General features: G+C 70.3%; 25 protein-coding genes and 1 pseudogene. 17 read left to right on the forward strand and 9 right to left on the reverse strand.

The window, feature by feature from the left end; translation table 11 throughout:
- Positions 1 to 3: 3 nt before the first annotated feature.
- Positions 4 to 618, reverse strand: coding sequence for a class I SAM-dependent methyltransferase (locus ACVDFE_RS14115; protein ID WP_360390630.1), 615 nt, complete (start codon positions 616 to 618; stop codon positions 4 to 6).
- Between the two features lie 139 nt (positions 619 to 757).
- On the opposite strand from ACVDFE_RS14115, the gene ACVDFE_RS14120 reads away from it, so the two are divergent.
- Both ACVDFE_RS14120 and ACVDFE_RS14125 read left to right on the forward strand, forming a co-directional pair.
- Positions 758 to 3,529 carry a BTAD domain-containing putative transcriptional regulator gene (locus ACVDFE_RS14120; protein ID WP_458430701.1) on the forward strand — a complete coding sequence of 924 codons (2,772 nt, stop codon included), beginning with the start codon at positions 758 to 760 and terminating at the stop codon, positions 3,527 to 3,529.
- A 59-nt stretch (positions 3,530 to 3,588) separates the two neighbouring features.
- The gene (locus ACVDFE_RS14125) at positions 3,589 to 4,269 is read left to right on the forward strand and encodes a hypothetical protein (RefSeq protein ID WP_458430702.1); all 681 of its coding nucleotides are present in this window, start codon (positions 3,589 to 3,591) and stop codon (positions 4,267 to 4,269) included.
- Here ACVDFE_RS14125 and ACVDFE_RS14130 read toward each other — a convergent pair.
- Entirely contained in the window at positions 4,166 to 4,939 is a 774-nt protein-coding gene (locus tag ACVDFE_RS14130) for a lysophospholipid acyltransferase family protein (RefSeq protein ID WP_458430703.1), read from the reverse strand. The genes ACVDFE_RS14125 and ACVDFE_RS14130 overlap by 104 nt on opposite strands.
- A gap of 118 nt (positions 4,940 to 5,057) precedes the next feature.
- Between ACVDFE_RS14130 and ACVDFE_RS14135 the strand changes: the two genes are divergently transcribed.
- Positions 5,058 to 7,442 (forward strand): DNA translocase FtsK, encoded by a 2,385-nt coding sequence (locus ACVDFE_RS14135; protein WP_458430704.1) that lies wholly within the window; start codon positions 5,058 to 5,060, stop codon positions 7,440 to 7,442.
- Positions 7,443 to 7,757: 315 nt separating this feature from the next.
- Here ACVDFE_RS14135 and ACVDFE_RS14140 read toward each other — a convergent pair whose 3' ends face one another.
- From ACVDFE_RS14140 to ACVDFE_RS14150, 3 genes are all read right to left on the reverse strand, one after another.
- Entirely contained in the window at positions 7,758 to 8,225 is a 468-nt protein-coding gene (locus tag ACVDFE_RS14140) for a phospholipase (protein ID WP_360390620.1), read from the reverse strand.
- Positions 8,226 to 8,416: 191 nt separating this feature from the next.
- Positions 8,417 to 9,268 (reverse strand): MerR family transcriptional regulator, encoded by an 852-nt coding sequence (locus ACVDFE_RS14145; protein WP_458430705.1) that lies wholly within the window; start codon positions 9,266 to 9,268, stop codon positions 8,417 to 8,419.
- Positions 9,269 to 9,331: 63 nt separating this feature from the next.
- Positions 9,332 to 9,832: an amino-acid N-acetyltransferase gene (locus tag ACVDFE_RS14150; RefSeq protein WP_360390615.1), complete on the reverse strand. Its 501-nt coding sequence runs from the start codon at positions 9,830 to 9,832 to the stop codon at positions 9,332 to 9,334.
- 146 nt (positions 9,833 to 9,978) lie between these two features.
- Here ACVDFE_RS14150 and ACVDFE_RS14155 point away from each other — a divergent pair, with 146 nt between their 5' ends.
- The 9 genes and pseudogenes from ACVDFE_RS14155 to ACVDFE_RS14195 all read left to right on the forward strand — a co-directional run bounded on the left by ACVDFE_RS14155 (position 9,979) and on the right by ACVDFE_RS14195 (position 18,337).
- Complete coding sequence (locus ACVDFE_RS14155; RefSeq protein ID WP_458430706.1) at positions 9,979 to 11,265, forward strand: AAA family ATPase; 1,287 nt, start codon at positions 9,979 to 9,981, stop codon at positions 11,263 to 11,265.
- On the forward strand, positions 11,252 to 11,806 hold the full coding sequence (locus tag ACVDFE_RS14160; RefSeq protein ID WP_458430707.1) for an RloB family protein: 555 nt from the start codon (positions 11,252 to 11,254) through the stop codon (positions 11,804 to 11,806). Before ACVDFE_RS14155 ends, ACVDFE_RS14160 begins: the two co-directional genes overlap by 14 nt.
- A gap of 39 nt (positions 11,807 to 11,845) precedes the next feature.
- Positions 11,846 to 13,258 carry a 30S ribosomal protein S12 methylthiotransferase RimO gene (gene rimO, locus ACVDFE_RS14165; protein WP_360390608.1) on the forward strand — a complete coding sequence of 471 codons (1,413 nt, stop codon included), beginning with the start codon at positions 11,846 to 11,848 and terminating at the stop codon, positions 13,256 to 13,258.
- The gene (pgsA, locus tag ACVDFE_RS14170; protein ID WP_458430708.1) at positions 13,255 to 13,833 is read left to right on the forward strand and encodes a CDP-diacylglycerol--glycerol-3-phosphate 3-phosphatidyltransferase; all 579 of its coding nucleotides are present in this window, start codon (positions 13,255 to 13,257) and stop codon (positions 13,831 to 13,833) included. Before rimO ends, pgsA begins: the two co-directional genes overlap by 4 nt.
- Positions 13,830 to 14,306, forward strand: coding sequence for a CinA family protein (locus ACVDFE_RS14175; protein WP_458430709.1), 477 nt, complete (start codon positions 13,830 to 13,832; stop codon positions 14,304 to 14,306). The genes pgsA and ACVDFE_RS14175 overlap by 4 nt, the downstream gene beginning before the upstream one ends.
- Positions 14,307 to 14,411: 105 nt before the next feature.
- Positions 14,412 to 14,841: pseudogene (locus ACVDFE_RS14180) on the forward strand (helix-turn-helix domain-containing protein).
- Between the two features lie 371 nt (positions 14,842 to 15,212).
- Positions 15,213 to 16,064, forward strand: coding sequence for a PspA/IM30 family protein (locus ACVDFE_RS14185; protein WP_360390597.1), 852 nt, complete (start codon positions 15,213 to 15,215; stop codon positions 16,062 to 16,064).
- A gap of 28 nt (positions 16,065 to 16,092) precedes the next feature.
- Positions 16,093 to 16,914, forward strand: coding sequence for a phage shock envelope stress response protein PspM (gene pspM / locus ACVDFE_RS14190; RefSeq protein WP_360390594.1), 822 nt, complete (start codon positions 16,093 to 16,095; stop codon positions 16,912 to 16,914).
- Between the two features lie 181 nt (positions 16,915 to 17,095).
- Positions 17,096 to 18,337, forward strand: coding sequence for a uracil-xanthine permease family protein (locus ACVDFE_RS14195; RefSeq protein ID WP_458430710.1), 1,242 nt, complete (start codon positions 17,096 to 17,098; stop codon positions 18,335 to 18,337).
- Here ACVDFE_RS14195 and ACVDFE_RS14200 read toward each other — a convergent pair.
- From ACVDFE_RS14200 to ACVDFE_RS14215, 4 genes are read right to left on the reverse strand one after another with little or no spacing between them, the layout of a single operon-like run.
- Entirely contained in the window at positions 18,311 to 19,306 is a 996-nt protein-coding gene (locus ACVDFE_RS14200) for a quinone-dependent dihydroorotate dehydrogenase (RefSeq protein WP_360390590.1), read from the reverse strand. The two genes, ACVDFE_RS14195 and ACVDFE_RS14200, sit on opposite strands and share 27 nt — an antisense overlap.
- A gap of 60 nt (positions 19,307 to 19,366) precedes the next feature.
- The gene (locus tag ACVDFE_RS14205; RefSeq protein ID WP_458430711.1) at positions 19,367 to 20,605 is read right to left on the reverse strand and encodes a cytochrome P450 family protein; all 1,239 of its coding nucleotides are present in this window, start codon (positions 20,603 to 20,605) and stop codon (positions 19,367 to 19,369) included.
- Between the two features lie 32 nt (positions 20,606 to 20,637).
- Positions 20,638 to 21,399: a DNA-formamidopyrimidine glycosylase family protein gene (locus ACVDFE_RS14210; RefSeq protein WP_458430712.1), complete on the reverse strand. Its 762-nt coding sequence runs from the start codon at positions 21,397 to 21,399 to the stop codon at positions 20,638 to 20,640.
- Positions 21,392 to 22,237: a ParA family protein gene (locus tag ACVDFE_RS14215; RefSeq protein WP_360390583.1), complete on the reverse strand. Its 846-nt coding sequence runs from the start codon at positions 22,235 to 22,237 to the stop codon at positions 21,392 to 21,394. Before ACVDFE_RS14215 ends, ACVDFE_RS14210 begins: the two co-directional genes overlap by 8 nt.
- A 33-nt stretch (positions 22,238 to 22,270) precedes the next feature.
- Between ACVDFE_RS14215 and ACVDFE_RS14220 the strand changes: the two genes are divergently transcribed.
- The 5 genes from ACVDFE_RS14220 (at position 22,271) to ACVDFE_RS14240 (ending at position 25,914) form a co-directional block, all read left to right on the forward strand.
- A complete protein-coding gene (locus ACVDFE_RS14220; RefSeq protein WP_360390581.1) occupies positions 22,271 to 22,990 on the forward strand; it encodes a class I SAM-dependent methyltransferase in 720 nt (239 codons plus the stop codon).
- Positions 22,991 to 23,088: 98 nt separating this feature from the next.
- Entirely contained in the window at positions 23,089 to 23,658 is a 570-nt protein-coding gene (locus ACVDFE_RS14225) for a sigma-70 family RNA polymerase sigma factor (protein ID WP_458430713.1), read from the forward strand.
- A gap of 286 nt (positions 23,659 to 23,944) precedes the next feature.
- Positions 23,945 to 24,508, forward strand: coding sequence for a sigma-70 family RNA polymerase sigma factor (locus ACVDFE_RS14230; RefSeq protein WP_360390576.1), 564 nt, complete (start codon positions 23,945 to 23,947; stop codon positions 24,506 to 24,508).
- Positions 24,508 to 25,062, forward strand: coding sequence for a sigma-70 family RNA polymerase sigma factor (locus tag ACVDFE_RS14235; RefSeq protein ID WP_458430714.1), 555 nt, complete (start codon positions 24,508 to 24,510; stop codon positions 25,060 to 25,062). The genes ACVDFE_RS14230 and ACVDFE_RS14235 overlap by 1 nt, the downstream gene beginning before the upstream one ends.
- Before the next feature lie 111 nt (positions 25,063 to 25,173).
- Positions 25,174 to 25,914 (forward strand): RNA polymerase sigma factor, encoded by a 741-nt coding sequence (locus ACVDFE_RS14240; RefSeq protein ID WP_360390571.1) that lies wholly within the window; start codon positions 25,174 to 25,176, stop codon positions 25,912 to 25,914.
- The last annotated feature ends 40 nt before the right edge of the window (positions 25,915 to 25,954 follow it).

The raw sequence follows: 25,954 nt of genomic DNA on the forward strand, positions 1-25,954 counted from the left end.
CCGCTAGGGGCGCTGGCACACCAGGTGCAGCGACTCCTCGGGCATGGCGCCGGGGTAGGACGGGGTGAACACCGGCCGGCTCCGGCGCACGACCCGCAGGCCGACCTCGCCGAGGTGCGCCTCGAAGTTCTCCTCGGAGAACGAGGACACCTCGATCTCCTGCCCCATCCAGGGCAGCCGGACCTGTTCGACGTCGATCGCCACGGTGGCCAGGAAGAAGTGGCCACCGGGCCGCAACCAGGTCGAGACGCGGCCGAGGGTGTCGATGATCTCCGCCTGCGTCATCTGCAGCAGCGAGAAGACGGCGCAGATGACGTCCCAGGAACCGGGCGGCGACTCGAAGTCGCGGATGTCGATCTTGTGGAACGTCGCGTCGGGGACCTGCTCGGTGGCGAGGTCGACCATGACGGGCGAGACGTCCAGACCGGTGACCCTCATGCCCGCCTTGGCGAGCGTGCGGGCGACCGGAACGCCGGTGCCGCACCCGATGTCGAGCACGCGCGAGCCGGCCGGCTGGGTCGCCGCGAACCAGGCGAGGGTGCCGTGCAGGGCCGGCTGGTGCGACCATGCTCGTTGGTACTCCAGCCCCAGCGTGTCGAACACCTCGGCCGCGTTCATCCCCGCCCCCCTCATTTCGGCCCAATCCACCTGATGTGAAGTGTGGAGAAGGGCTCTGCATGGACTCTGGATGGCTTCTGGACGAACCCTGACGGTAGGTTGCTAGCTGACTGCGGACAGCGACGAAGTGGGACAAAGGGTGCAGAACGAGTTGCGCGTCAGTCTGCTGGGCGCGCTCGCGGCGACCGTGGCCGGCCAGGAGCTCACCCTCGGGCCGCCCAGGCAGCGCGCCGTGCTGGCGGTGCTCGCGTTGCGCGCCAACCACGTCGTGTCCCGCAGTGAGCTGATCGACGCGGTCTGGGGCGACGAGCCACCGGCCAGCGCCGACAACGGCATCCACACCTACGTCGCCGGTCTGCGGCGCCTCTTCGAACCGGGCAGGGCCTCGCGCGCGCCGAGCTCGGTGCTGCTCTCCACGGACACCGGGTACCTGCTGAGGCTGCCCGCCGACGCGAACGACGTCGCGATGTTCCGCGCCCACCTGGACGAGGCCGGGCGGTTGCGCCGTGAGCCGGCGGCCGCCATCAGAGCGTTCGACGCCGCCCTGGGGCTGTGGCGCGGCGTTGCCCTGGAGGGCGTGCCGGGACCGTTCGCCGCCGTCGAACGCGCGCGCCTGACCGAACTGCGGCTCACTGCCGTGGAACAGCGTGCGGCGCTGATGCTGTCCGTCGGGCGTGAGGCGGAGGTGGCGGCGGAGCTGACGACGTTGATCAACGCGCACCCGCTGCGCGAGAGGCTGCACGGCCTGCTGATGTCCGCGCTGTACCGCGGTGGCCGGCAGGCCGAGGCGCTGGCGGTCTTCGCGGACCTGCGCCGGCTGCTGGTCGAGGAGCTCGGCATCGAGCCCGGTCCCGAGCTGCGGCAGCTGCACGAGCAGCTGCTGGTCGGCCGGCACGAGCCGCAGCCGGAACCGGTCGCCCCCGCGCTGGTGCCGGTCCAGCTGCCGCACGAGATCCGCGACTTCACCGGCCGTGCGAAGGAGCTCGCGAAGCTCGCCGAGGTCGTGCCGCACGACCACAACCCCGCGCTCGTCGCCATCACCGGCACCGGCGGTGTCGGCAAGACCGCGCTGGCCGTGCGGTTCGCGCACCAGGTCGCCGAGCGGTTCCCGGACGGGCAGCTGCACGTCGACCTGCGCGGGTTCGACGCCTCGTCGCCGCCGGTGCAGCCCGCCGCCGCGCTGCACCAGCTGCTGCAGAGCCTCGGCGTGCCGCCCGAGCGCATTCCGGAGGACCTGCCCGCGAAGTCCGCGCTGTACCGCAGCGTGCTGGCGGGCAAGCGCGTGCTGGTGCTCCTCGACAACGCGCGGCTGGCCGAGCAGGTCCGCCCGCTGCTGCCCGGCCGGTCGTCGTCGATGGTGCTGGTGACCTCCCGCAACCACCTCGGTGGTCTTGTCGCCCGCGACGGCGCGCACCCGGTGACGCTGTCGACGCTGACCCGTGACGAGGCGCTGGCGCTGCTGACCTCCGCCGTCGGCCCCGACCGCGTCGCCGCCGAGCCCGAGGCGGCCGCGCGGCTCGTCGAGCTGTGCGGTCACCTGCCGCTGGCGGTGCGGATCGCGGCCGAACGCGTCGTCACCCGCCCGCACCTGACCCTGGCCGACCTGGCCGGTGACCTCGCCGACGAACGCGACCGCCTCAACGTCCTCGCGACCGGCGACGACGAGGACACCGCCGTGCGCGCCGCGTTCTCGTGGTCCTACCTGGCCCTCAAACCCGACGCCGCGCGGATGTTCCGGCTCATCGGCCTGCACCCCGGTGCCGAGATCAGCCTCGCCGCGGCCGCCGCGCTGGCCGGAGTCCCCTCGTCGCGCGCGCGGACCCTGCTCGACGTGCTGGCCGGCGGCCACATGCTGGAGGAGGTCGCCCGCGGCCGTTTCCGCCTGCACGACCTGCTGCGCCTGTACGCCACCGAGCTCAGCGCCACCGAGGAGTCCGGCACCGGCCGCTCCGAGGCCGTGACCCGCCTGCTGCGGTGGTACGCCGACACCGCGAACGCCGCCGGTCTCGCCATCTCCCCGCCCGACCACCCGGCGTTCCTGTTGCCGCCGCTGTCCACTCAGGACTTCACGTCGCACGACGACGCCTTCGGCTGGTGCCGCGCGGAGTCCGCGAACCTGCTCGCCGTGACCCGCCTCGCCGAGGACGCGCACTCCTCCACCGCCTGGCAGATCCCCGTCGCGCTGTGGAACTACTTCATCGTCTCCAGCGCGCTCGACGAGTGGACCCGCACCTACCGCGTCGCCGAACGCGCCGCCGCCGTCGACGGCAACCAGGCCGCCCGCGCCTGGGCGGTGCACGGCCTGGGCCTCGCCGCCTGCCGCGGCCAGCGCTTCGCCGACGCGCTGGAGCTCTTCGACCGGGCCCTCGCACTCCGCCGCGACATCGACGACCGCGTCGGCGCCGCCTGGAGCCTGACGGGCCTCGGCATGGCCTACGGCGGCCTGCGCCAGTTCGACCTCGCCGTCGACCGCTTCCGCCTCGCACTCGACCAGCACGCCGCGGTCGGCTCGTGGTTCGGCGAGGGCGGCACGCGGCTGTTCCTGAGCGACATCCTGCGGTCCGCCTGCCAGTTCGAAGCGTCGCTCGCGTCCGCGCGGATGGCCTACGACCTGATGGACTCCCACGGCGCCGTGCACGGCAAGGCGATGGCGTTGGTGAGCATCGGCCGCGCCCAGCTCCGCCTCGGCGCACGCGCCGAGGCCCGCGACTCGTTCCGCACCGCCGTCGAGGCCCTGCGGGTGCTGGGGGACCGCAAGAGCCTGGCGGAGGCGCTGCACGGTCTGGGGGAGACCAGCTCCGGGCAGCCCGAGGTGGCGCGCACGCACCTGCTGGAAGCGCTGACGATCTACGAGGACTACGACCACCCGTTGACGGCGGAGGTCCGGGCCCGGTTGCACGAGCTGGCCTAGGAGCGCCTGGGGGAGATCCCTGATGCGTAGCGAGCCGATGTGTAGGCACACTACACGTCATGGCGAAGCGGTTGAGGACGTTGGTGGTGTGGCTGCACGTCGTGACGTCGGTGGGCTGGCTCAGCCAGGCCGTCGCGTTGCTGGCGTTGGTGCTCTACGGCCTGAAGACCGGTGACGGCAGCGCTTTTCGCATGGCGCGGGTGCTGGACCACCGGGTGCTGGCGTTCATGGGGGCGGCCAGTGCGTTCACCGGCATGATGCTCAGCGCCACGACGCCGTGGGGGTTCTTCCGGCACTGGTGGGTGACCGCGAAGTTCGCGATCACCGTCGTGCAGCTCTACGCGGGGATCTTCATCCTGAGCGACAACCTCGAAGCGGCGGCCCAGGGGCACGTCACGCCGTGGCTGCCGGTCGGGACGGCGTGCATGATCAGCGCGTTCTCGTTCCAGACGTGGCTCAGCGTCGCGAAGCCCTGGGGGCGCACGCCGTGGGCGGACCCGGGGGTCAAGCTGCCCGCGGCGAGCGCGAAGGCGTTCGCGCTGGCGCTGGTCGTGCCCGCGGCAGACTTGGCGATCGGGCTCTGGGCGGGCAGCCCGGCGCCGTTCCTCATGCTGGTCACGGTGATCGCCTACGCGGTCAGGCGGGCCGCCAGGGGGAGACGCCGGTGGTCGGGCGGGTCGGGTCCTGGAAGCGCGGCAGGTCGGGCTCGTCCAGGCGCAGCGGCACCAGGTTCTCGGTGATGGCGCGCATGATGCGCTCGTGCGCGCGGCGGGCGTCGCCCATCGTGTCCGCGGACAGGTCGCCGAGCTCGACCGGCTTGCCGAAGTGCACCTTGAAGGTCGGGCGCTTGCGGACCGCGGAGAACCACGACGTCAGGTACGGCAGGAGGTCCCGCCACCCGTTGACGTGCAGGTTGCCCCAGTACACCGCCTCGTGCGCGCCCCACTGGCTGATGGGGATCACCGGGATGTCGCCGCCCAGCGCCATGCGGGCGACACCGGTCTTGCCGCGCTCGGGCCACATGCCGGGGTCGAGGGTGATCTTGCCCTCGGGGTAGACGGCGATCGGGTCGCCGCCGTTGCGCAACGCCGCGACGGCGCGGTGCATGGCCTCACCGGCGTTCGCCGACGCGCGATCGACGCGCAGGTGACCGCACGCCTTCAGGGCCGGGCCCATGACCGGGGCGTCGAGCAGGCCGCCGGCGAGCATGAACCGCGGGTTGATCCCGACCTTGCGGCACGCGGCGATCAGCACGAACGGGTCGAGGTTGCCGATGTGGTTCGAGGCGAGCAGCAACGGCTTGCCGAGCAGATCCGGTGGCACGTCACCGGAAACCTCGAGCTTGCCGGTCAGCGCGACGAGGCCGCGGTCGACCACCATGAGCACGCGCCAGAAGAGCGGTGTGGACACGCGGGGCAGCGTACGGCGTGTCGGATCGTCTTCGTGCACGAACGGGTGAACGATGGGGTTTCGCGCGCGTCCCAGTTGCGAACGAGGCTGGTGAGGCGCAAGGGACTACCTTGTACACATGGCCGGGCGCACAGGGACTTCGAGAAAGACCACGTCACGCGGCAAAGCACCAGCGAAGCCACGGGCGCGGTCCACCGCGTCCAGAAAGCCCCCCGCGCGCAAGAGCGGCGGCGCCGTCAGCGCTGTGTGGGGCGGCGTGGGACGTGGCGTCGGCAGTGTGGTGCGCACGGTGAGCCGCACCAAGGACCTCGATCCCGAGCACCGCCGTGACGGGCTCGGGCTGCTGCTGATCGCGCTGGCGTTCATCACCGGTGCCGGTGTGTGGTGGCAGGCGGGTGGTCCCGTCGGCCAATGGGTGGACGTCGCCGTGCGCAGCTCCGTCGGGTTCCCCGCGGTGATCGTGCCGGTGGTGTTGCTGGGCATCGGCATCACGTTGATGCGCACCGACGCCGTGCCCGACGCGCGGCCGCGGCTGATCATCGGCTCGCTGCTGATGATGATCGGCGTGCTCGGCATGTTCCACCTCATCGGCGGCCTGCCGATGGACCCCGTCGCCCGCCGCGACGCCGGTGGCGCCCTCGGCTACCTGGCCGGCGGGTTCCTGGCGCAGGGCCTCACGTCCTGGGTCGCGGGACCGTTGCTGTTCCTGATCTTCTCCTACGGCCTGCTGGTCGTGACGCACACGCCGATCCGCCAGGCGCCCGAGCGGATCCGGTCCCTGCTGCACCCGCGGCAGAAGACCGACGTGTTCGCGGACGAGGACGACGAGCTGCCGGAGGAGGAGCCGAAGCCGGTCAAGCTGCGGCGCCCGTCGCGCCGCCGCCAGGCCGTGGCACCGGTGGAGCCGGAACCGGAGATCGAGCTGCCGCTGGAGGAACCGGAACCGGCGCCGAAGCCCGCGCCGAAGGAGTCCGCGAAGAAGGCACCCGCACCGGCGATGGCCGTGCGGGCCGTCGAGGGCGACTACCAGCTGCCGCCGCCGACCATCCTCAAGGACGGCGACGCGCCCAAGGCCCGCAGCAAGGCCAACGACCAGATGATCGAGGCCATCACCGGCGTCCTCGACCAGTTCTCGATCGACGCCCAGGTCACCGGCTTCACCCGCGGCCCGACGGTCACGCGCTACGAGGTCGAGCTCGGCCCCGGTGTGAAGGTCGAGAAGATCACCGCGCTGACCAAGAACATCGCTTACGCGGTCGCGACCGACAACGTCCGGCTGCTCGCGCCGATCCCCGGCAAGTCCGCGGTCGGCATCGAGGTCCCGAACAGCGACCGCGAGATGGTGCGCCTCGGCGACGTGCTGCGCGCCGGCTCGACGGTCAAGGACACGCACCCGATGGTGATCGGCCTCGGCAAGGACATCGAGGGCCACATGGTCACCGCGAACCTGACGAAGATGCCGCACCTGCTGGTCGCGGGCTCCACGGGTTCCGGCAAGTCGTCGTTCGTGAACTCGATGCTGGTCTCGCTGCTGGCCCGCGCGACGCCCGACGAGGTCAGGATGATCCTCATCGACCCGAAGATGGTCGAGCTGACGCCGTACGAGGGCATCCCGCACCTGATCACGCCGATCATCACGCAGCCGAAGAAGGCCGCGGCGGCACTGGCGTGGCTCGTCGAGGAGATGGAGCAGCGCTACCAGGACATGCAGGTCAACCGGGTGCGCCACATCGACGACTTCAACCGCAAGGTGAAGTCCGGCGAGATCAGCGCACCCCCCGGTTCCGAACGCGTGTACCGCCCGTACCCGTACATCATGGCGATCGTCGACGAGCTCGCCGACCTGATGATGACCGCGCCGCGCGACGTGGAGGACGCCATCGTCCGCATCACGCAGAAGGCGCGTGCCGCGGGCATCCACCTGGTGCTGGCGACGCAGCGCCCGTCGGTCGACGTCGTGACCGGCCTGATCAAGACGAACGTGCCGTCACGGCTGGCGTTCGCGACCTCCTCGCTGACCGACTCGCGGGTCATCCTCGACCAGCCCGGCGCCGAGAAGCTGATCGGCATGGGCGACGGCCTGTACCTGCCGATGGGCGCGGGCAAGCCGGTGCGCATCCAAGGCGCGTTCGTGGGCGACGAGGAGATCGCCCAGATCGTCGACTTCACCAAGAACCAGGCACAGCCCGAGTACACCGACGGCGTCACCGCGGCCAAGGCCGGCGAGAAGAAGGAGATCGACGCCGACATCGGCGACGACCTCGAACTGCTCGTCCAGGCCACCGAGCTGATCGTGACCTCGCAGTTCGGCTCGACCTCGATGCTGCAGCGCAAGCTGCGGGTGGGCTTCGCGAAGGCCGGCCGGTTGATGGACCTGCTGGAGACGCGGGGCGTGGTCGGGCCGTCGGAGGGGTCGAAGGCGCGGGAGGTGCTGATCAAGCCGGACGAGCTGGAGTCGGTGATCTACCTGATGCGCGGTGGCGGGCCGGCCGAAGAGGACTAGAGAGTCTGGGGCCGTTCGGGGCTCGGGTGGGCTGACGGGCCCGGTGTGATCGGGCGGGCTTGCGGGCGTGAAGTCCGGCTTGGCTGGGTCCGGCTTGGCTGGGTCTGGCTTGGCTGGGTCTGGCTTGGCTGGGTCTGGCTTGGCTGGGTCCAGCTCGGCGAAGTCTGGCCTGGCGAGATTTGGCCTGGCGAGGTCCGGCTCGGCGAGGTCCGGCCGCGCCCGTTCCTCTCCCGTCGAACGCTGACGCAGGGGTACCCCCGGATCGGGGACCCCTGCGTTTCAACGTACTCAGCGGGTCTGACAGTGCCGGGCGACCTACCGCAGGCCGGCCTGCTGCAACGTGGCCGCCGTCGACGAGCCGCTGCCACCGAACTGGCGCACGGCCGCGTAGTACACGTCGGCCGTGCGGTTGCACGCCCAGTTGCCGGCGCAGATGCCGTACATGTCGGTCTTGAAGCGGTTGTCGATGCGCAGCCGGTTCGCCTCGGTGAAGCGCGACTGCCGCTTGAAGTTGCGGTAGCCGAAGTCGTGGCGGTGGCAGGCGGGCAGGAACTTGAAGCCGAAGGGGCTGTCCGGCGAGTACGAGCAGCCGTCGGACGACCAGTCGAGCTGGCCCGCGTAGGGCTGCTCGGCACGCAATGTTGTGAACTGGCCGACGGTCTTCGTGAACACGTAGTCGTCGGTGACCGCGACGATGTCCACGGCCTGGGCGGGCGCGCCGGTGAAGATCAGGGCCACGGACGCGGCGACACCCACGAATGCCGAGCGCACGGTCTTCGACATGACGGGCTCCTCTGTGTGTGAGCGGGGTCTCGTTCCGTTGTAGCCGGTGATCCACAGGTGCTGGTAGACACGATCCGGTGAACGTCAGGTGACCGCACCGCGGTTCGTGCCGCCACTGCTGAACCGCCGCTCAGCTCTCGGGGTCCACATCGGACAGACTGCGTGGTGCGCACGACGAGCACCAGGCCGGGTCAGCGACCAGGCTCGTCCTCGTCCCCTCTGCGCAGGAAGTTCTCGATCTCCTGTTCGCTCGGCAGGTCACCGGCCGGGTCGACGATGTTCTCGGCGATCGGCGGCAACGGCTGCTCGGCCCACGCGGGCTGGAAGTCGTCGCTGGGCAGCAACCCGTGCCGCGCCGCGAACTCCTCCGCCGCGTCCCGGATGGACTCCCGCAGCGTGCCGACCACCGCGGTCTCCGCCGTGAAGGTCAGCTCGACGAGCAGCGAGCGGACGTTCTCCAACTGGTTGTCGTCACCGGCCTTGCGGGCCAGCTCCGGCCAGAACCGCTGCTCGAACAACCGCACGAAGTCCGCCGCGATGGAGTCCGTGGCCGCGCGGAGCCGGGTGAAGCTGTCCATCACGTCGTCGCTGGGCACCCTCAGCCCCGCGAGCCGCCCACCGGCTTCGAGGGCCCACCTGCGCGCGTGCGGCCAGCCGTACTTCCAGCGGACGAGACCCAGCCGCATTGCCCGGAGGAGGAGACGCGGCTGGACCTCACCCATGGGCACGAGGTGCTTGATGTCGCGCACCTTGATCCGCACCCAGTCGTCCGGCCCCTCGGTTTCACCCATGCCGAGGACCGTGGCGACGCTTTCACCCTTCTCGCGCGCGGCGATGAGCTCGGCGATCGCGGGCAGCGAGAACCCCCGCTGCTGCAACCGCTGCACCAACGTCAGCCGCTCGACGTGCGAGGCGTCGTAGTACGCCACGCGCCCCTGCCGTCTCGGCGCGTGCAGCACACCTTTCGTCTGGTACATCCGAATGGTGCTGCTGGGCAGCGCGACACGGGCGGCGAGCTCGTCGATGGTGAGCGATTCGGACACGGGTATGAGCTTGGCGGGCCCAAGTTAGTCGAGTCAACACTCTTCGAGTGGATACTCGAAGAGTTACAGCTCCAGGAGCATCCGGCTGTTGCCCAACGTGTTCGGCTTCACGTAGCTCAGGTCGAGGAACTCGGCGACACCCTCGTCCACCGACCGCATGATCTCCTCGTAGACCTCTGGGCTCACCGGCGTGCCCTCGATCTCCACGAACCCGTGCTTGCCGAAGAACCGCGTCTCGAACGTGAGCACGAAGATCCGCGCGAGCTGCAGTTCCTTCGCGGTGGCGATGAGCTGGGCGACGATCCGGTGCCCGACCCCGCGGCCCAGCGCGACGGGGGACACGGCGACGGAGCGGATCTCGGCCAGGTCCTCCCACATCACGTGCAGGGCGCCGCACCCGAGCAGCTCGCCGTCCTCCTCGGCGACCCAGAACTCCTGGACCGCCTCGTACAGCGTGACCAGGGGTTTGGAGAGCAGGACCTTGCCGGCATACCCGTCGATCAACGCCTTCATGGCGCGCACGTCGCTGGTGCGGGCGCGCCGCACGACTACCCCACTGGTCACAACCGTCAAGTATGGGCTGCACGCCCGACCGGCTGGCGCGCGGTGGTCGGCAACGCGAAATTCGTCCAGGAGCATGATTGCAAGTCGTTTTGTGCGGTTTACTTGCAGAGAAGATGTCTTGGAGTGGCCTGAGAGGGGTTTAGGCAGTGCTGCGCAGTTTCCGGCTCGGGAACCACCGCTCGTTCCGCGACGAGCGTGAGTTGCTCCTCATGCCTGCCTACTCGAAGGACCGGGACGTTCTGCCGGTGGCGGCGATCTACGGAGCGAACGCCTCCGGGAAGTCGAACCTCCTCGACGGCCTGAAGTTCATGTCCGATGCCGTGCGCCACTCGTTCGCCTCTTGGCCGGAGGAGCGCGGCGTGCCACGGCAACCGTTCAAACTCGGCGGCTCAGTGGACCGGCCATCGGTGTACGTGGTCGAGTTGATCGAGTCCGGCATCCGCTACACCTACGGCTTCGAACTGGACGATGAGCGCGTCCGGGAAGAATGGCTGTACAGCTACCCGGAGAAGCGCAAGCGGCTCGTGTTCGAACGGATCGGTGGTGAGATCAAGTTCGGCACCTCGATCGCGGAAGGCGCTGCGAAGGCGGAGGTGCTGAGGGAGCTCCTCCGGCCGAACTCGCTGTTCCTCAGCCTGGGGGTCGCGTTGTCGCTCGAAGCCGTGCTGCCGGTCCATCGGTGGTTCACCGGCAAACTGGTGTTTCGCAACGAGGCGCACGCTCGCTTCAACCACAGCGTGATCTGGCGATTCCTCCAGTCGAACGCCAAGCTGGCAGACCAGCTCGTGAGCTTGCTGAGGATTGCCGACCTCGGCATCACGGGCATTGAGTACAACAGGGCGCATCAGGCGGACGAGGACCACGCGGTGGCGGAGTTGGCGCGCGGGATGGACGCCGACCTGCCTGCTGACAGGCTCCGGGAACTTGCGCAGTTCCTTCTCGGCAGGGACGAGCGAGTCCAGCTCACCCACGGAACGGACAGCAGTCCGTTCGACATCGACGAGGAGTCGGCGGGGACGCTGTCCTGGCTGATGATGTTGCCCGCGGTGCTGCTCACGCTGCGCGACAGCGGCACGTTGATCATCGACGAGATCGACGCGAGCTTGCACCCGCGGCTCACCGCCGCACTCGTGGGGCTGTTCCGCGACTCCGAAGCCAACCAGAACGGTGCGCAGCTCGTCTTCACCACCCACGATGCGAGCCTGCTCAGTCCTGTGCTCGGCGACGAGGTGCTCACCCGCGAAGACGTCTGGTTCGTGGACAAGGACTCCGAGGGCGTGTCCGATCTGTACCCGTTGACCGACTTCAAGCCGCGCAAGGAAGGTGAGAACCTGGAACGGCGCTATCTCGGCGGCAGTTACGGCGCGGTTCCCGACGTGCAGGCTGAGACCTTCGTGTCCGCGGTCCTGCGAGGTGTCGATGGCGCGACGTGAGAACTCGTCCCGCCGTGGCCGAACGCAGTCGAGGGTTTCAGCCAGCCGCGTGCTCGTGGTGTGTTGCGGACAGACCGAACAGGCCTATCTGGACGGGCTGAAACGCCTGTCGAAACCGGTGACGGTGAAAGCGGTCGTCAAGGTGGGTTCACCCGCGCAGCTGGTCAGACATGCGGTGAAGTTGAGGCAGAACGACCGCGGCGGGTTCGACGAGTACTGGTGTGTCGTGGACGTCGACGACTTCGACATCGCTGAGGCGATCGTCGAAGCCGGTGAGGCGGAGATCTCGCTGGCCGTGTCGAACCCGTGCTTCGAGGTGTGGTTGATCCTTCACTTCGCCGGCTGCTCCGCCAGTCTCTCCAGCCCGAAGGCGGCGGCTGAGAAGCTGCGCAGGCACCTGCCTCGATATGCGAAGGGGGTGCTCGACTTCACCTTGCTCGCGGAGCGCGTCGACCAGGCTGTCGAGCGGGCCAAGGCCCTGGGCGCGGGCAACCCGTCGAGCGACATGTGGCGCCTGGTCGAGGTGGTTCGCAAGCACTGAGTTCAAGCGTCGGCACCCGGGGCGGTTACGCTGAGCGCCGTGTCTTCTCCCACTACTCCGCGACGCGTGTCGCTGCTGACCCTGGGCTGCGCCCGCAACGAGGTCGACTCCGAAGAGCTCGCCGGACGGCTCGGCGAGGGCGGCTGGGAGCTGGTGGACGAGGGCGCGGACGTCGTCGTCGTCAACACGTGCGGCTTCGTCGAGCAGGCCAAGAAGGACTCGGTCGACACGTTGCTCGCCGCGTCCGACACCGGCGCCAAGGTCGTCGCGGTCGGGTGCATGGCCGAGCGGTACGGCAAGGAGCTCGCGGACAGCCTCCCCGAGGCGGCCGCGGTCCTGGGGTTCGACCAGTACAACGACCTGGCCGAGCGGCTGCAGGACGTGCTGCACGGCAAGCCGGTCGAGTCGCACGTGCCGGTGGACCGGCGCACGCTGCTGCCGATCACGCCGGTCAAGCGCCAGGAGGCCAAGGACGCGGTGCAGGTGCCCGGCCACGGCTGGGGGCCGACGAAGGTCCAGCGCAAGCGGCTCGACGACGCGCCCGTGGCGCCGTTGAAGATCGCGTCCGGGTGTGACCGGCGGTGCAGCTTCTGCGCCATCCCGAGCTTCCGCGGCGCGTTCGTGTCGCGGCACCCCGACGAGGTCGTGTCCGAGGCCATGTGGCTCGCCGAGAACGGCGTCAAGGAGCTCTTCCTCGTCAGCGAGAACTCCACGAGCTACGGCAAGGACCTGCCGCGGGAGCAGGGTGCGCTCGAACAGCTCCTGCCGCGTCTCGCGGGCATCCCGGGCGTCGAGCGGGTGCGGGTGAGCTACCTGCAGCCGGCCGAGACCAAGCCGAGCCTGGTGGCCGCCATCGCGAAGACCGACAAGGTCGCGAACTACTTCGACATGTCGTTCCAGCACTCCAGCGAGAACGTGCTGCGGCGCATGCGCCGGTTCGGCGACACCGACAGCTTCCTCAAGCTCGTGTGGCAGATCCGCGAGCACGCGCCCGAGGCGGGCATCCGCAGCAACTTCATCGTCGGCTTCCCCGGTGAGACCGAGGAGGACCTGGCCGAGCTGGAGCGGTTCCTCACCGAGGCGCGCCTGGACGCGGTCGGCATCTTCGGCTACTCCGACGAGGACGGCACCGAGGCCGAGGACCTCGACGGCAAGCTCGACGCCGACACCATCGCCGAGCGGGTCACCCGGATCGGCAACCTCGTCGAGGAGCTGACCAGCCAGCGCGCCGAGGACCGGGTGGGCACCGAGGTCGTCGTGCTCATCGAGCACGAGGAGGACGAGGAGAGCGACTGCGTCGGGCGCGCCGAGCACCAGGCGCCCGAGGTCGACGGCGAGTGCATCGTGCTCGAAGCCGAGGACCTCAAGCGCGGTGACCTCGTCCGCTGCCGGGTCGTCGACTCCGAGGGCGTCGACCTCGTGGTCGAGCCGATCGGGGTAGTGGGCACATGACCGAGGCCCGGAAGGTCCCGCTGCTCAACGTCGCGAACATCCTGACGATGGCGCGGCTGGTCCTCGTTCCGGTCTTCCTGTTCTCCCTGTTCGAAGCTGGCGGTTTCGACACGACCTGGCGGCTGATCGCGTTCGGCGTGTTCGCCGTCGCGAGCTTCACCGACCACATCGACGGCACGCTCGCCCGCAAGCACGGCCTGATCACCGACTTCGGCAAGATCGCCGACCCGATCGCGGACAAGGCGCTCACCGGGTCCGCGCTGGTCGGGCTGAGCATCCTCGACGTGCTGCCGTGGTGGATCACGATCACCATCGCCGTGCGCGAGGTCGGCATCACGCTGCTGCGGTTCTGGGTGATCCGCTACGGCGTCATCCCGGCCAGCCGCGGCGGCAAGGCCAAGACGCTCGCGCAGGTCATCGCGATCGGGTTGTTCGTGCTGCCGGGGAACGACGTGCTGGAGCTGGTCGCGTGGGCGATCATGGCACTGGCGCTGGTGCTCACCGTGGTGACGGGAATCGATTACGTCATCAGGGCGTTCAAGATGAAAGCAAGGGCAGATCGGGCCGTCGCATGACGAACGTGGTCGATCTGCTCAAGGCGAGGAACCAGACCGTCGCCACGGCCGAGTCGCTCACCGCGGGTCTGCTGTGCGCGACGATCGTCGACACACCGGGGGCGAGTGCCGTGGTCCGCGGTGGGTTGATCGTCTACGCCACCGAGCTCAAGCACGAGCTCGCAGGCGTGGACCAGCAGCTGCTCGACGAGCACGGTGCCGTGCACCCCGAGGTGGCCCTCCAGCTGGCCGGCGGTGCCCGGACCAGGTGCGGGGCGGACTGGGGGATCGGGCTCACCGGGGTCGCCGGACCGGACCCGCAGGACGGCGTCGCTCCAGGCACGGTCCACATCGGCTTGAGCGGGCCTGGAGTGTCCACGGTGCGGACCATCACCGTGAGTGGCGACCGAAAAGCGGTCCGTCTCACAGCGGTGGAAAAAGCCCTGGTCCTGCTCTCGGACGAGCTGCTGGGCACCGCGGACGGGAACAAATGACGACCAACCGTTCGTTCGCCCTGGGCGGACGTGTTCGGAAGTCACTGCCCGTTGTCGGTGTCGATCGGTAACGTAGGGACACGGCCGGCCGGAAGGAGGCGCGCGATGACCGTGCTGCTGCGCGAGGCGATCGGTGATCGGCTTCGCCATGCCCGCACCAACCAACGCCGCACGCTGCGCGAGGTCTCTCGGACCGCCCGCGTGAGCCTGGGGTACCTGTCCGAGGTGGAGCGCGGCCGCAAAGAGGCGTCCAGCGAGCTTCCTCGCGGCCATCTGCGAGGCACTGGAACTGCCGCTGTCCGAGCTCCTGCACCACGTCGCCTCCGACATCGGCGCCGTCCAGCAGACGCCGGACACGGTGCCGGACACCGTTCAGAGCGGTCGTGCGGACCACGGGCGCGGCAAGCTGGAGGGTGGCCGCGTGCTGCCCACGACGCTCTCGGACGACCTGTCCGACCTGCGGTTGCAGCCGATGCTCAGCCACCGGCTCACCAGCAAGATCGGCGAGCCGCCCAAGGCAGTGGCCGCCGCATAACCACCCATGTCGTTCTCGGCCCCGTTCGCCCCCTGGTGAGCGGGGCCGCTGGCGTTCTGGTGAGCTGAGAGGGCGCTGAGAGCCGCTGTGGCCGCCGCCACGTGACTCGCTGCAACAACATCGTGCGCTCGTGCGTTCAACTGACAACGACCCCCGTCGGCTGAACGGGAGACAACGGCTTGGCCACAGCGGGTGGGGTCACCGCGTCCCAGGACGCGGGTGCGGGCAGGATTGCACGTCGTCAGGCGTGTTCTCCTCAGTCCCGGGGTGGGGTCAGGGTGTTCCCGGATATCTCCCCGTGTCGGTGGATACGCCGACGCACAATTGAGACGATGGATCCAACACCGGCACCGAGAAGGCAGGCGTAGGAGATGGCCAGTCCGTTCGTGAAGTTCTGGAAGTACCTGATGGCATCGTTCTCGTCCAAGATCGACGAGCACGCTGACCCGAAGGTGCAGATCCAGCAGGCCATCGAGGAGGCGCAGCGTCAGCACCAGGCGCTCTCTCAGCAGGCCGCGGCCGTCATCGGCAACCAGCGGCAGTTGGAGATGAAGCTCAACCGCCAGCTCGGCGACGTGGAGAAGCTGCAGGCCTCCGCGCGCCAGGCGCTCGTGCTCGCCGACGAGGCGCGCGCGAAGGGCGACGAGCAGAAGGCGCAGCAGTTCGAGAACGCGGCGCAGGGCTTCGCCACCCAGCTCGTGACCGCGGAGCAGGGCATCGAGGACCTCAAGACGCTGCACGACCAGTCGCTGCAGGCCGCCGCACAGGCCAAGCAGGCCGTCGAGCGCAACTCGATGATGTTGCAGCAGAAGCTCGCCGAGCGCACGAAGCTGCTCAGCCAGCTGGAGCAGGCGAAGATGCAGGAGCAGGTCTCCGCGTCGCTGAACCAGATGAGCGAGCTCGCCGCGCCCGGCAACGTGCCGTCGCTGGAAGAGGTCCGCGACAAGATCGAGAAGCGCTACTCCACCGCGCTCGGGTCTGCTGAGCTCGCCCAGAACTCGGTGCAGGGCCGGATGCTCGAGGTGCAGGCCTCGACCACCCAGCTCGCCGGTTCGTCGCGGCTGGAGCAGATCCGCGCGTCCATGCACGGCGGCCAGGCGAACACGCCGCAGCAGGTCACCCAGGGCAACAGCGCGGCGGCGCAGATCCAGGCCGAGATCGCGCAGCGCGTGCAGCACGAGCAGAAGACCACGCAGCAGCAGGTCCCGCCGGCTCAGAACTGAGCGGGGCAGGAGGAGTCAGCAGGTGATCATGGAGCCCTGGAGAAACCGTCCCAACAACGAGATCGTCCGCAAGGTCGTCGGCGAGTTGGGTGCGTCGCTCCAGGGCCACCCGCTGGCCGAGCAGGCGCGCTACCGCCTCCAGAGGTGGAACGACCCGGTCGCGAAGCTCGAACGCAGGCGCAAGCGCACCAACGCCGTGCTCACGTTCTGGGCGATCCTGATCACGATGCTCGGCACGCTGGCCGTCTTCGGCTTCACCGGCGTGCTGGGCACCTGGGCCGCCGTCGCCGGCACGGTCGGCGCGGCCGTGCCCGCGGTCCTCGCCGTGCGCAGCGGCTTCAAGCTGCGCGAGATCGGCGCGGCCCGGCAGCGGCTCGCACTCAGCCCGCCGCCACCGCCCCGGCCGCCGCTGCCCGCGCACATCTCCGCGGCACGGGTGCCGATGGAGAAGCTGCACAGCGCCGAGGACACGATGACCGAGCTGCTGAAGCAGCTCGACTCGCCGGCGCTCACCTCGTTGCCGACGGAGTCGATCCAGCACGCCCGGCAGACCGCTCAAGAGGCGTCGGCCGCCATCCGTTCGGTGTCCGCGCAGCTCCAAGCCGTCGAACGGGCCCGCGACACCGCGCCGCACCTGGAGCGCGGCTCGCTCGTCGAGGGTGTGCGGGTGCTGCGGATCCAGCTGGCCGACGGCGTGGACCGCTACTGTGCGCTGGTGGCTGCGGCGGGCCAGGCGCTCGCGGCGAGCACCGCGTTCCAGGACCCGCGCATGGTGCTGGACGACGCCACCGACCACATGGCCGGTCTCGCGTCCGCAATGCGGGACGTGACAGGCTATTCAGCGTATTAATCGTCACCCTGGGTAATCACGTACGTCTATCGGCGTGGATTGCTGGAGATATTTACGGCAATCGTGTGATTATCAGACCGTTATCTAGCCGTGGCCACTACCAGGCGTGGCAGGATTCCGGGGCCGGGCAGCGGGAAGTCCGGGTGGGTTGCCGGGAGGCAGTGCGTTGGCGTTGTGGACCGTGCACGGGGACGGTCGGGTCACCGACGGTGAGGCCGTCGCACCGCAGGAGCGGGCGAGCTGGCCGCTCACCATCGGGTTCGGCGTGCAGCACCTGGTCGCCATGTTCGGCGCGACGGTGCTGGTCCCCACCGCGACCGGCCTGCCGGTCGCCACGACGCTGCTGTTCTCCGGCCTCGGCACGCTGCTGTTCCTGCTGATCACCAAGAACCGGGTCCCCAGCTACCTCGGCTCGTCCTTCGCGTTCGTCGCGCCGCTGGTGGCCGCCCGTGAACAGGGCATCGCCGCGCAGCTCGGCGGGGTGGTCGCCGCCGGTCTGCTCGTGATCGTCGTCGGCATCGCCGTCAAGGCGCTCGGCGTGCGGCTGCTGGAGTCGGTCATGCCGCCGGTCGTCACCGGTGCCGTCGTGGTCATCATCGGCCTGAACCTCTCGCACCAGGCCACCTCGCACTTCGCGGAGCAGCCGGCGCTGGCCGCGATCACGACCGGCGTGGTCCTGCTGGCCGGTGTCCTCGGCCGCGGGCTGCTGGTCCGGTTCTCGGTGCTGGTCGGGTTCGTCGGCGTCTGGGCCGGCGGGGTGCTGGCCGGTGCCGTGCCGCCGGCGCGGTTCACGGCGTTGCGCGAGGCGTCCTGGGTGGGGCTGCCACAGCTGCACCAGCCGGAGCTGCGCCCGTCCGTCGTGCTGCTGATGCTGCCGGTGGTGATCGTCCTGGTCGCGGAGGTCGTCGGCCACGTCAAGGCGGTGGCCGCGCTGACCGGCCGCAACCTCGACGGCAGCGCGGGCGACGCGATCATCGCCAACGGCCTGTCCACGGCGCTCTCGGGCCTGGGCGGGGGCGTGGGCACGACGACGTACTCCGAGAACATCGGCGTCATGGCCGTGACCCGGATCTACACCACGGCGGCGTTCGCGGTCGCCGGGGTGCTCTCCGTGCTGCTCGCGTTCTCCCCGAAGGCCATCGCGCTGTTCGGCACCATCCCGCCCGGTGTGCTGGGCGGGTGCACGCTGGTGCTCTACGGCCTGATCGTGCTCATCGGCGTGCGGATCTGGATGGACCGCGGCGTCGACCTCACCAACCCGGTCAACGCCATGGTCGGCGGGGCCGCGCTGGTCGCCGGCGTCGGCGACCTGACCATCGAGATCGGCTCGCTGAAGATGGGCGGCCTGGTGTGGGGGTCGCTGCTCGTCGTGATCCTGCACCCGGTGATGCGCTGGCTACGCGCCGCCCGGCACCCCGCGTAGCGCCTCGTTGATCCGGCTCACCAGGCCGGGACCCTCGTAGATGAACCCGGTGTAGAGCTGCACCAGGCTCGCGCCCGCGTCGATCATGCGCAGGGCGTCGTCGGGCGTCGCGATGCCACCGACGCCGATCACCGGCAGGTCGCTGTTCTTCGTGATGAACCGGACGACGTCGTTCGCCCGCTGGGTGAGGGGCCTGCCGCTCAGACCGCCCGTCTCGTCCCTGTGGGGGCTCCTGAGGCCCTCGCGGCCGAGGGTGGTGTTCGTGGCGATGAGGCCCTTGATCCCGTGGTCCACGCACACCTGGATGACCTCGGCGATGGCGTCGTCGGTGAGGTCGGGCGCGATCTTGACGAGCATCGGCTTCTCGGTGGCCCGCGTCATCGCCGCGACGAGCTCGGTGAGCGCGCCCTTGTCCTGCAGGCTGCGCAGGCCGGGGGTGTTGGGCGAGCTGACGTTGATCGCGTAGTAGTCGCCGTGGTCCTGAAGGGCGCTCAGCGAGTTCAGGTAGTCCTCGACGGCGTGCTCGACCGGGGTGACCTTCGACTTGCCCAGGCTGATGCCCAGCGGCGCCCTGAGGGTGGTCTTGTCGAGCTTCTGCGCGAGCGCGCGCGCTCCGGCGTTGTTGAAGCCCATCCGGTTGATGATCGCCTCGTCCTCGCGCAGGCGGAACAGCCGCGGCTTGGGGTTGCCCGGCTGCGGGTGCCACGTGACCGTGCCGACCTCGACGAACCCGAAGCCCAGCGCGGCCCACGCCGGCAGCGCCCTGCCGTCCTTGTCGAGACCGGCGGCGAGCCCGACCGGGTTGGGGAACCGGACGCCGAACACGGTGCGCGGGTTGTTCTGGCCCCGCGCGAACCTGGCCAGCGGGCTGAGCCGGGCCATGGCGGCGAGCGTGGTCTCGTGGACCCGCTCCGCGTCGCCACCGTGCATCGAGAACAACGCCTTGCGAACCACCTGCTTGTAGACCACGCGCCCACCCTATAACGCCAGTTCAGAACGGGCGCACCGGCTCTCGTCCGCCAGCGCCGGTCAGGACGGCCTGGGCACCTTCACCGTCGCCTGCTCGTCGAGCGGCACGGCCGGCCTGGCCAGGAACCGCACCGGCAGCGACCGCAGCCCCCGGCTGCCCAGCGACACCCGCCAGCCCAGCGGTCGTGCGGTGTCCAGGGCGAGCCCCGTGCAGCGGCCCAGCAGCGCGCGGAACGCCACGTCGCCCTCCAGCCGGGCCATCGGCGCGCCGAGGCAGAAGTGCATGCCGTGCCCGAACGCCAGGTGCTGCCGATCCGCCCGCTCGATGTTGAGCTGGTCGGCCCGCGGGTAGCGGGTGGTGTCGCGGTCGGCGGAGGCCAGCGACAGCAGCACCACGTCACCGGCGGGGATTCGCACGCCGCCGATCGTCAGGTCCCCGCTCGCGAACCGCAGCAGGTGCGAGGCAGGGCCGTCGAACCGCAGGAACTCCTCGATCGGGCCCGGCAGCAGCGACGACGAGCGTTGCAGCAGCTCCAGCTGTTCCGGGTGGCGCAGCAACGCCAGCGCGCCGTTGCCGACGAGGTCGACCGCGGTCGTGTACCCCGCTACGAGCAGCAGGAACGCCAGCGAGGCGAGCTCGCGGTCGGACAGCGCGGCCTCGCCGCTCGCACGGGCCAGCCCGCCGATCAGGTCGTCGTCGCCGGAGGTCCGCTTGTGCGCCACCAGGTCGAGCAGGTAGCCCGAGGCCTCCTCGCGGGCGGAGGCGGCGTCACCGTCGGCGAGCCCGGTGACCACGTCCGCCCAGTACCGGAAGTTCTCCTGGTCCACCGCGGGCACGCCGAGCAGTTCCATCAGCAGCGTGATCGGCAGCGGCGCCGCGAAGTCCGCGACCAGGTCGCAGCGCCCGGCGTCGAGGAACCCCTCGACCAGCGTCGTCGCGAGCTGCTCGGCACGCGGGCGCAGCGCGGCGATGCGGCGCGGGGTCAGCTCGCTCGACACCGCGCGGCGCAGGCGGGTGTGGTCGGGGGCGTCGCTGTTCATCATGTGGTCCGACAGGTCGCCGAACCACCACGACGCGAAGTGCGGGTGCCCGCGCAGGGGCTCGGCGAGCGCGGAGCCGTGCGAGGACAGCAGCGGGTGGTCCAGTGCGGCCCGCACGTCGGGGTAGCGGGTCACGAGCCACATCGGCGCGCCGAAGTTCTCGACCCGGTGCACGGGACCCGCTTCGCGCAGGCTCGTCAGCACCGGGTACGGGTCGTCGGTGAAGCCCGGGCGCAGCGCATCCAGATTTACCGCCATGTCGAAGGACACGGCTGGACGCGCCCTTCGGTTCAACCGGACTGGCATTTTGGGCAGAAGTAGACGAACCTGCCGTCGAGCTCGCCCGACCGGACCCTGGTGCGGCACCGCAGGCACGGTCTGCCGGTGCGTTCGAAGACGTAGTGCTGCACGCGCAGGTCGCCCGTCGTGGACTGCTCCGGCCGCCACTGGTTGGCCTGCAACAGCTTCCGCGACAGCGCGACCGCTCGGGCCGGGTCCACCGCGGACACCGGCGCCGTCGGGAGGACGCGCAGCAGGAAGCAGACCTCCGCGCGGTAGAGGTTGCCGACACCGGCCATCACGCGCTGGTCCAGCAACGCGATGCCGATGGCCCGGTCGGGGTCCGCGGTCAACCGCCGCACCGCCTCGGCGGCGTCGAAGCCGGGGGAGAGCAGATCGGGCCCGAGGTGGGAGATGAGCTCGTCCTCGCGTGCCGTCGGCAGGAGCTCCATGTCGTGCAACGCGAACCCGATGGCCTGCCGGTCGTCGACCTCCAGCACCGCCCGCGCCTGGTGCCCCGGCCGCTTCCAGCGCTCGCCCGGCCGGTACAGGTGCCACGCGCCGTCCATGCGGAAGTGGCTGCGCAGGCTGTTGCCGTCGGAGAACCGGGTGAACATGTGCTTGCCGTACGTGCGCACACCGAGCACGTCGAGCCCGGCCAGGTCCACCGCGGCCAGCCTCGGGTGCCGCAGCTCGCCGCGCACCAGCGTCTTCCCGGCGAGCGCATCGTTCATCCGATGGCCGGCCAGGAAGACGGTGTCGCCTTCAGGCATCCACCGCCTCTTGGATCTCGTCGTCGTCGAAGTCGTGGTGCACCGCGCGGCGGCGGCTGCGGGAGATGCGCTGGATCCGGGCCAGCAGCAGGTTGAACGCCAGCGCCACCTCACGTGCGCCCGGAGTACCCCACTCGTGGATCGGCATGCACGCGCCCTGCGCCTGCTGCACCGCGAGCCGGTCCGGCAGCGCCACCGGCATCACCAGCGGGCCGAAGATGTCGCGCAGCTCGTCGATGCGGAACTGGTGCTCGTGCGAACGCGGCCGCACCCGGTTCACCACCACGCCCAGCGGCTGCAGGTCGGTGTTGTTCTTCTCACGTTCGTTCTGCACCGCCTCGAACGCGCGCTGCACGCCCGCCACGGCGAACATGGTGGGCTCGGTCACCAGCAGTGCGCGATCGGCCGCGACCAGCGCGGAACGGGTCAGCTGGCCCAGTGAGGGCGGGCAGTCGAGCAGCACGAGCTGGTAGGGGAACTCGTCGTACATGTCGCGCAACGTGCGCAGCGCGGTCTTGAGCCGGTGCAGGCGCGACTCGTTGGGGTCGGGGTGGTTGAGCAGCTCGGCGTCCTCCGACCCGGACAGGACGTCGATGCCGTCACCCCACCTGCTGGGGCGGATCGCCTGTTCCAGGTTCTCCTCCGACGGGTCCTTCAGGACGTCGTAGATGCTGGCCTTCGGATCCTCGGGCTCCAGCGTCGACGTGGCGTTGCACTGCGGATCGAGGTCGATCACCAGAGTGCGGACACCACGGCGGAGGGCGGCAGAGGCCAGGCCGAGCACCACCGTCGTCTTGCCGACGCCTCCCTTGAGGCTGAGCACGGACACCGTATGCACAGACCTACTCTAGGGTCTCCTACGCTGTGTGCCATGCGACCGGACGCCGTACACAGGGTGCTCGACGCCGAACTGACCGCCGCGCGGGAGCGCAGGGGCGGCGAACCGCCCCGCGTCCTCGACGTCGGCGGCGGCAGCGGCGTGTGGGCCGTGCCCCTCGCCGCCGCGGGCTGTGCCGTCACGGTCGTGGAGCCCTCGCCGAACGCACTGGCCACCCTGCACACCCGTGCGCGCGAGGCCGGCGTGAAGATCAACGCGGTGCAGGGCGACACCGACGCGCTGGGTGTTCCCGCCGGTGAGGCCGACGTGGTGCTCGCGCACGGGGTGCTGGAGGTCGTGGACGACGCGTCCGCCGCGCTCACGGCGCTGGCCGCCGCGGTGACGCCGGGCGGCGCGGTGTCGGTGCTGGTGGCGAACCGGTTCGCGGCGATCCTGCACCGCGCGATCGCCGGGCGGATCGTCGACGCGCGCCGGTTGCTGGACGACGACGCCGGTCAGCTGGCGGGCACGCGCGACCCGCTGCAGCGCCGGTTCGACGTGGCGGGCCTCGAGAAGCTCGTCCTCGAAGCCGGGTTGTCGGTCGAGTTGCTGCAGGGCCACGGCGTGGTGTCCGACCTGGTGCCCGGCGTCGTGCTGGATGCGAATCCGGGTGCGGCCGACGCACTGGCGGAGCTCGAGCTGGCCGCCGCGCGGCGGTCTCCCCTGCGAGACGTGGCGGCCCGGCTGCACGTGCTCGCCCGCCGCACGCACTGAGCCTTTGCTTTCGGGACGAATGCAGTCCCAGGGAGTGGCCCCAAACGACTCTGCGGCGAAAGATGTAGTCTTCGCCAGTCGACGTAGGGACCCGCGCCATGGAGAGTTCCGACCTGCTGGCCTCGTTGGTCAACGAGGCCGTCGCGGGTGACCGGCCTGCCGTCGAGCGGCTGCTGGCCTCCGTCCGCCCGCTCGTGACCCGGTACTGCCGGGCGCGCGTCGGGCACGGCGAACGGGCGCAGACGTCGGCCGACGACGTGGCCCAGGAGGTCTGCCTGGCCGTGCTGACGGCGCTGCCGACCTACCGCGAGCAGGGCCGGCCGTTCCTGGCGTTCGTCTACGGCATCGCCGCCCACAAGGTCGCGGACGCCCACCGCGCCGCTGCCCGCAACCGCGCGGAGCCGGTCGCCGAGGTCCCGGACGGGCCGTCCACCGTGCCCGGCCCTGAGCAGCACGCGCTGCTCGGGTCGCTGTCGGTGCGGCTGGGCCGGCTGCTGGCGGCGCTGCCGGACAAGCAGCGCGAGATCCTGGTGCTGCGCGTGGTCGTGGGCCTGTCGGCCGAGGAGACGGCGGAGGCGGTCGGGTCGACGCCGGGTGCGGTGCGGGTGGCGCAGCACCGCGCGCTCGCGAAGCTGCGGTCGTCGGTGGGGGTCGAGGAGCTCATCTGACCGGGCGCTGCTCCTCTGCTGATCGCGGGGACGTGCTCATCGCGTTACGCGAGAGCCGTGGCGGACCGTCGTGGGCAAGGCACGGCATCGGGTGATTGCTCGTGACGAACTCACTGGAACGGCGGAACCGGAAGGTTCCGGTTGCCTTCAGTCGTTCCTCTCCGCGTTCCACGAGCCGTTGTTCATTGCTCCAAACGAGTGATGTTCAGAAGTTGCCCCTACTTTCCGCATAAGGAGTGACGATCCGCACGTCTCCTCTGCGGGACGAGGACGAGGGGACGCTCGGATGGAAAGTTCGGCATTACCCGCTGAGGTGGTCAGTGCAGCGGTGAACGGGGACCGCAGGGCCACTGACCTGCTGCTTCGCTACTTGCGACCGCTGGTGGTCAAGTACTGCCGCGCGCGCGTGGGCCGCTCGGCCACGACGGCGGACGACGTCGCGCAGGACGTGTGCCTGGCCGTGCTGACAGCGCTGCCGAACTACCGTGACCAAGGTCGCCCCTTCCTGGCCTTCGTCTACGGCATCGCGGCGCACAAGGTGGCCGACGCCCACCGCGCGCTCGCCCGCAACCGGGCGGAGCCCACGGCGGAGGTGCCGGACCAGGTCTCGCGCGGCGCCGGTCCCGAGGACTTCGCCCTCCAGGGCGAGCTGAACGGCGCGCTGGCGAAGCTGCTGCGCGTGCTGCCCGAGAAGCAACGCGAGATCCTCCTGCTGCGCGTGGTCGTGGGTCTGTCGGCCGAGGAGACGGCCGACGCGGTCGGGTCGACCCCCGGCGCCGTGCGCGTGGCGCAGCACCGTGCCCTGGGCCGGCTGCGCAGGGAGGTCGCCGAGGCCAGCGTCCTGATCTGATGGGGAGGCAGGAGACAGCCGACGAGCACGTCGCCGGCGCACTGGCCGGCGACCGCGGCGCCGTGGCGAAGCTGCTGGAGGCGATCCGCCCGATGATCGTCCGCTACTGCCGGTCCCGCGTCCGGGGCACCACGTCGGCCGACGACGTCGCCCAGGAGGTGTGCCTGGCCGTCCTGACCTCGCTGCCCTCGTACCGCGACCAGGGCCGCCCGTTCCTGGCGTTCGTCTACGGCATCGCCTCCCACAAGGTGGCCGACGCCCACCGCGCCGCCGCGCGCAACCGTTCCGAACCGACCTCCGACCTGCCCGAGTCGGCCGACCGGGCGGCGGGACCGGAGCAGCGTGCGGTGGACGGCGACCTGTCCCGGCGGATGGCGCGGCTGCTGGAGGTGCTGCCGGACAAGCAGCGCGAGATCGTGCGGCTGCGCGTCGTCGTGGGCCTGTCGGCCGAGGAGACGGCGGAGGCGGTCGGCTCGACGCCCGGCGCCGTGCGGGTGGCGCAGCACCGCGCCCTGGCCCGGCTGCGCAAAGAGGTCGGCTCGCTCGGCGAGTGACCGGTATTTGCTTTCGGAACTAGTTGGGCCGATCGCGGGGGGTGCGTGCGGCCGAACGACATCTCCATTGGCAAAGGCACCAACCCGCCGCCGACGTAGGGACCCGAGTGCATGGGGCGAACCCCGGATGCAGCCGATGAGCGCGGACCGGGCAGACCGCTGCTCTCCGTGGCGGACGTCGTGCACCACTTCAGCTCCGCCGAGGCCGACCAGCTGCACATGGACCGCGTGTTCGTCCAGCACTTCCGCGAGACCGGGTGCGCCGACCCGCTGTGGTCGGCCTTCCTCGGCAAGGTCGTCGGGTACGGCTTCGAGATCGTCAGGAACCTCGTGAAGTCCGGGGCGATGTTCGCGCGGGTCGACCGGCGCAGGTGGTCCGTGGCGCGCCAGGAGGTGTTCTTCCACGAGGCGGAGGAGCTCGCCAGCGAGGCCGTGTGGGCCGGGTTCAACCTGTTCCGCGAGGAGGGCGTGCTCGGCGGCAAGTGGTCGGAGGAGCACGGACCGTTGAAGGAGTACTTCGTGAACGCGTGCGTGCTGGCCTTCCCCAACGTCTACCGCAGATGGCGGACCAGCAACAACGCCTGGCACGAACGGCACCTGCTGGACGCGTGGGCGCGCCTGGAGCACGTCGCGGCCGGCGGGGACCTCGAAGACGCGGTCGTGACCCGCGAGGCGGTGGACGACGTGTTCGCCGAGCTCAGCGAGGACCGGCGCACGCTGCTGTTCCTGAAGGACCAGAACTACTCGCACGCTGAGATCGCCGAGTTCATGCGGATCACCCCGCGGGCGGTCGAGGGGAAGCTGCGGCGCGCGAAAGAGGCCGCCCGCGAGGCGTCGAAGGGAAATCGGTGACCGCCATGGAGTTCTCCACCGGCCTGCACCGGACGGTTCC

It is taken from the genome of Lentzea chajnantorensis (assembly GCF_054300775.1).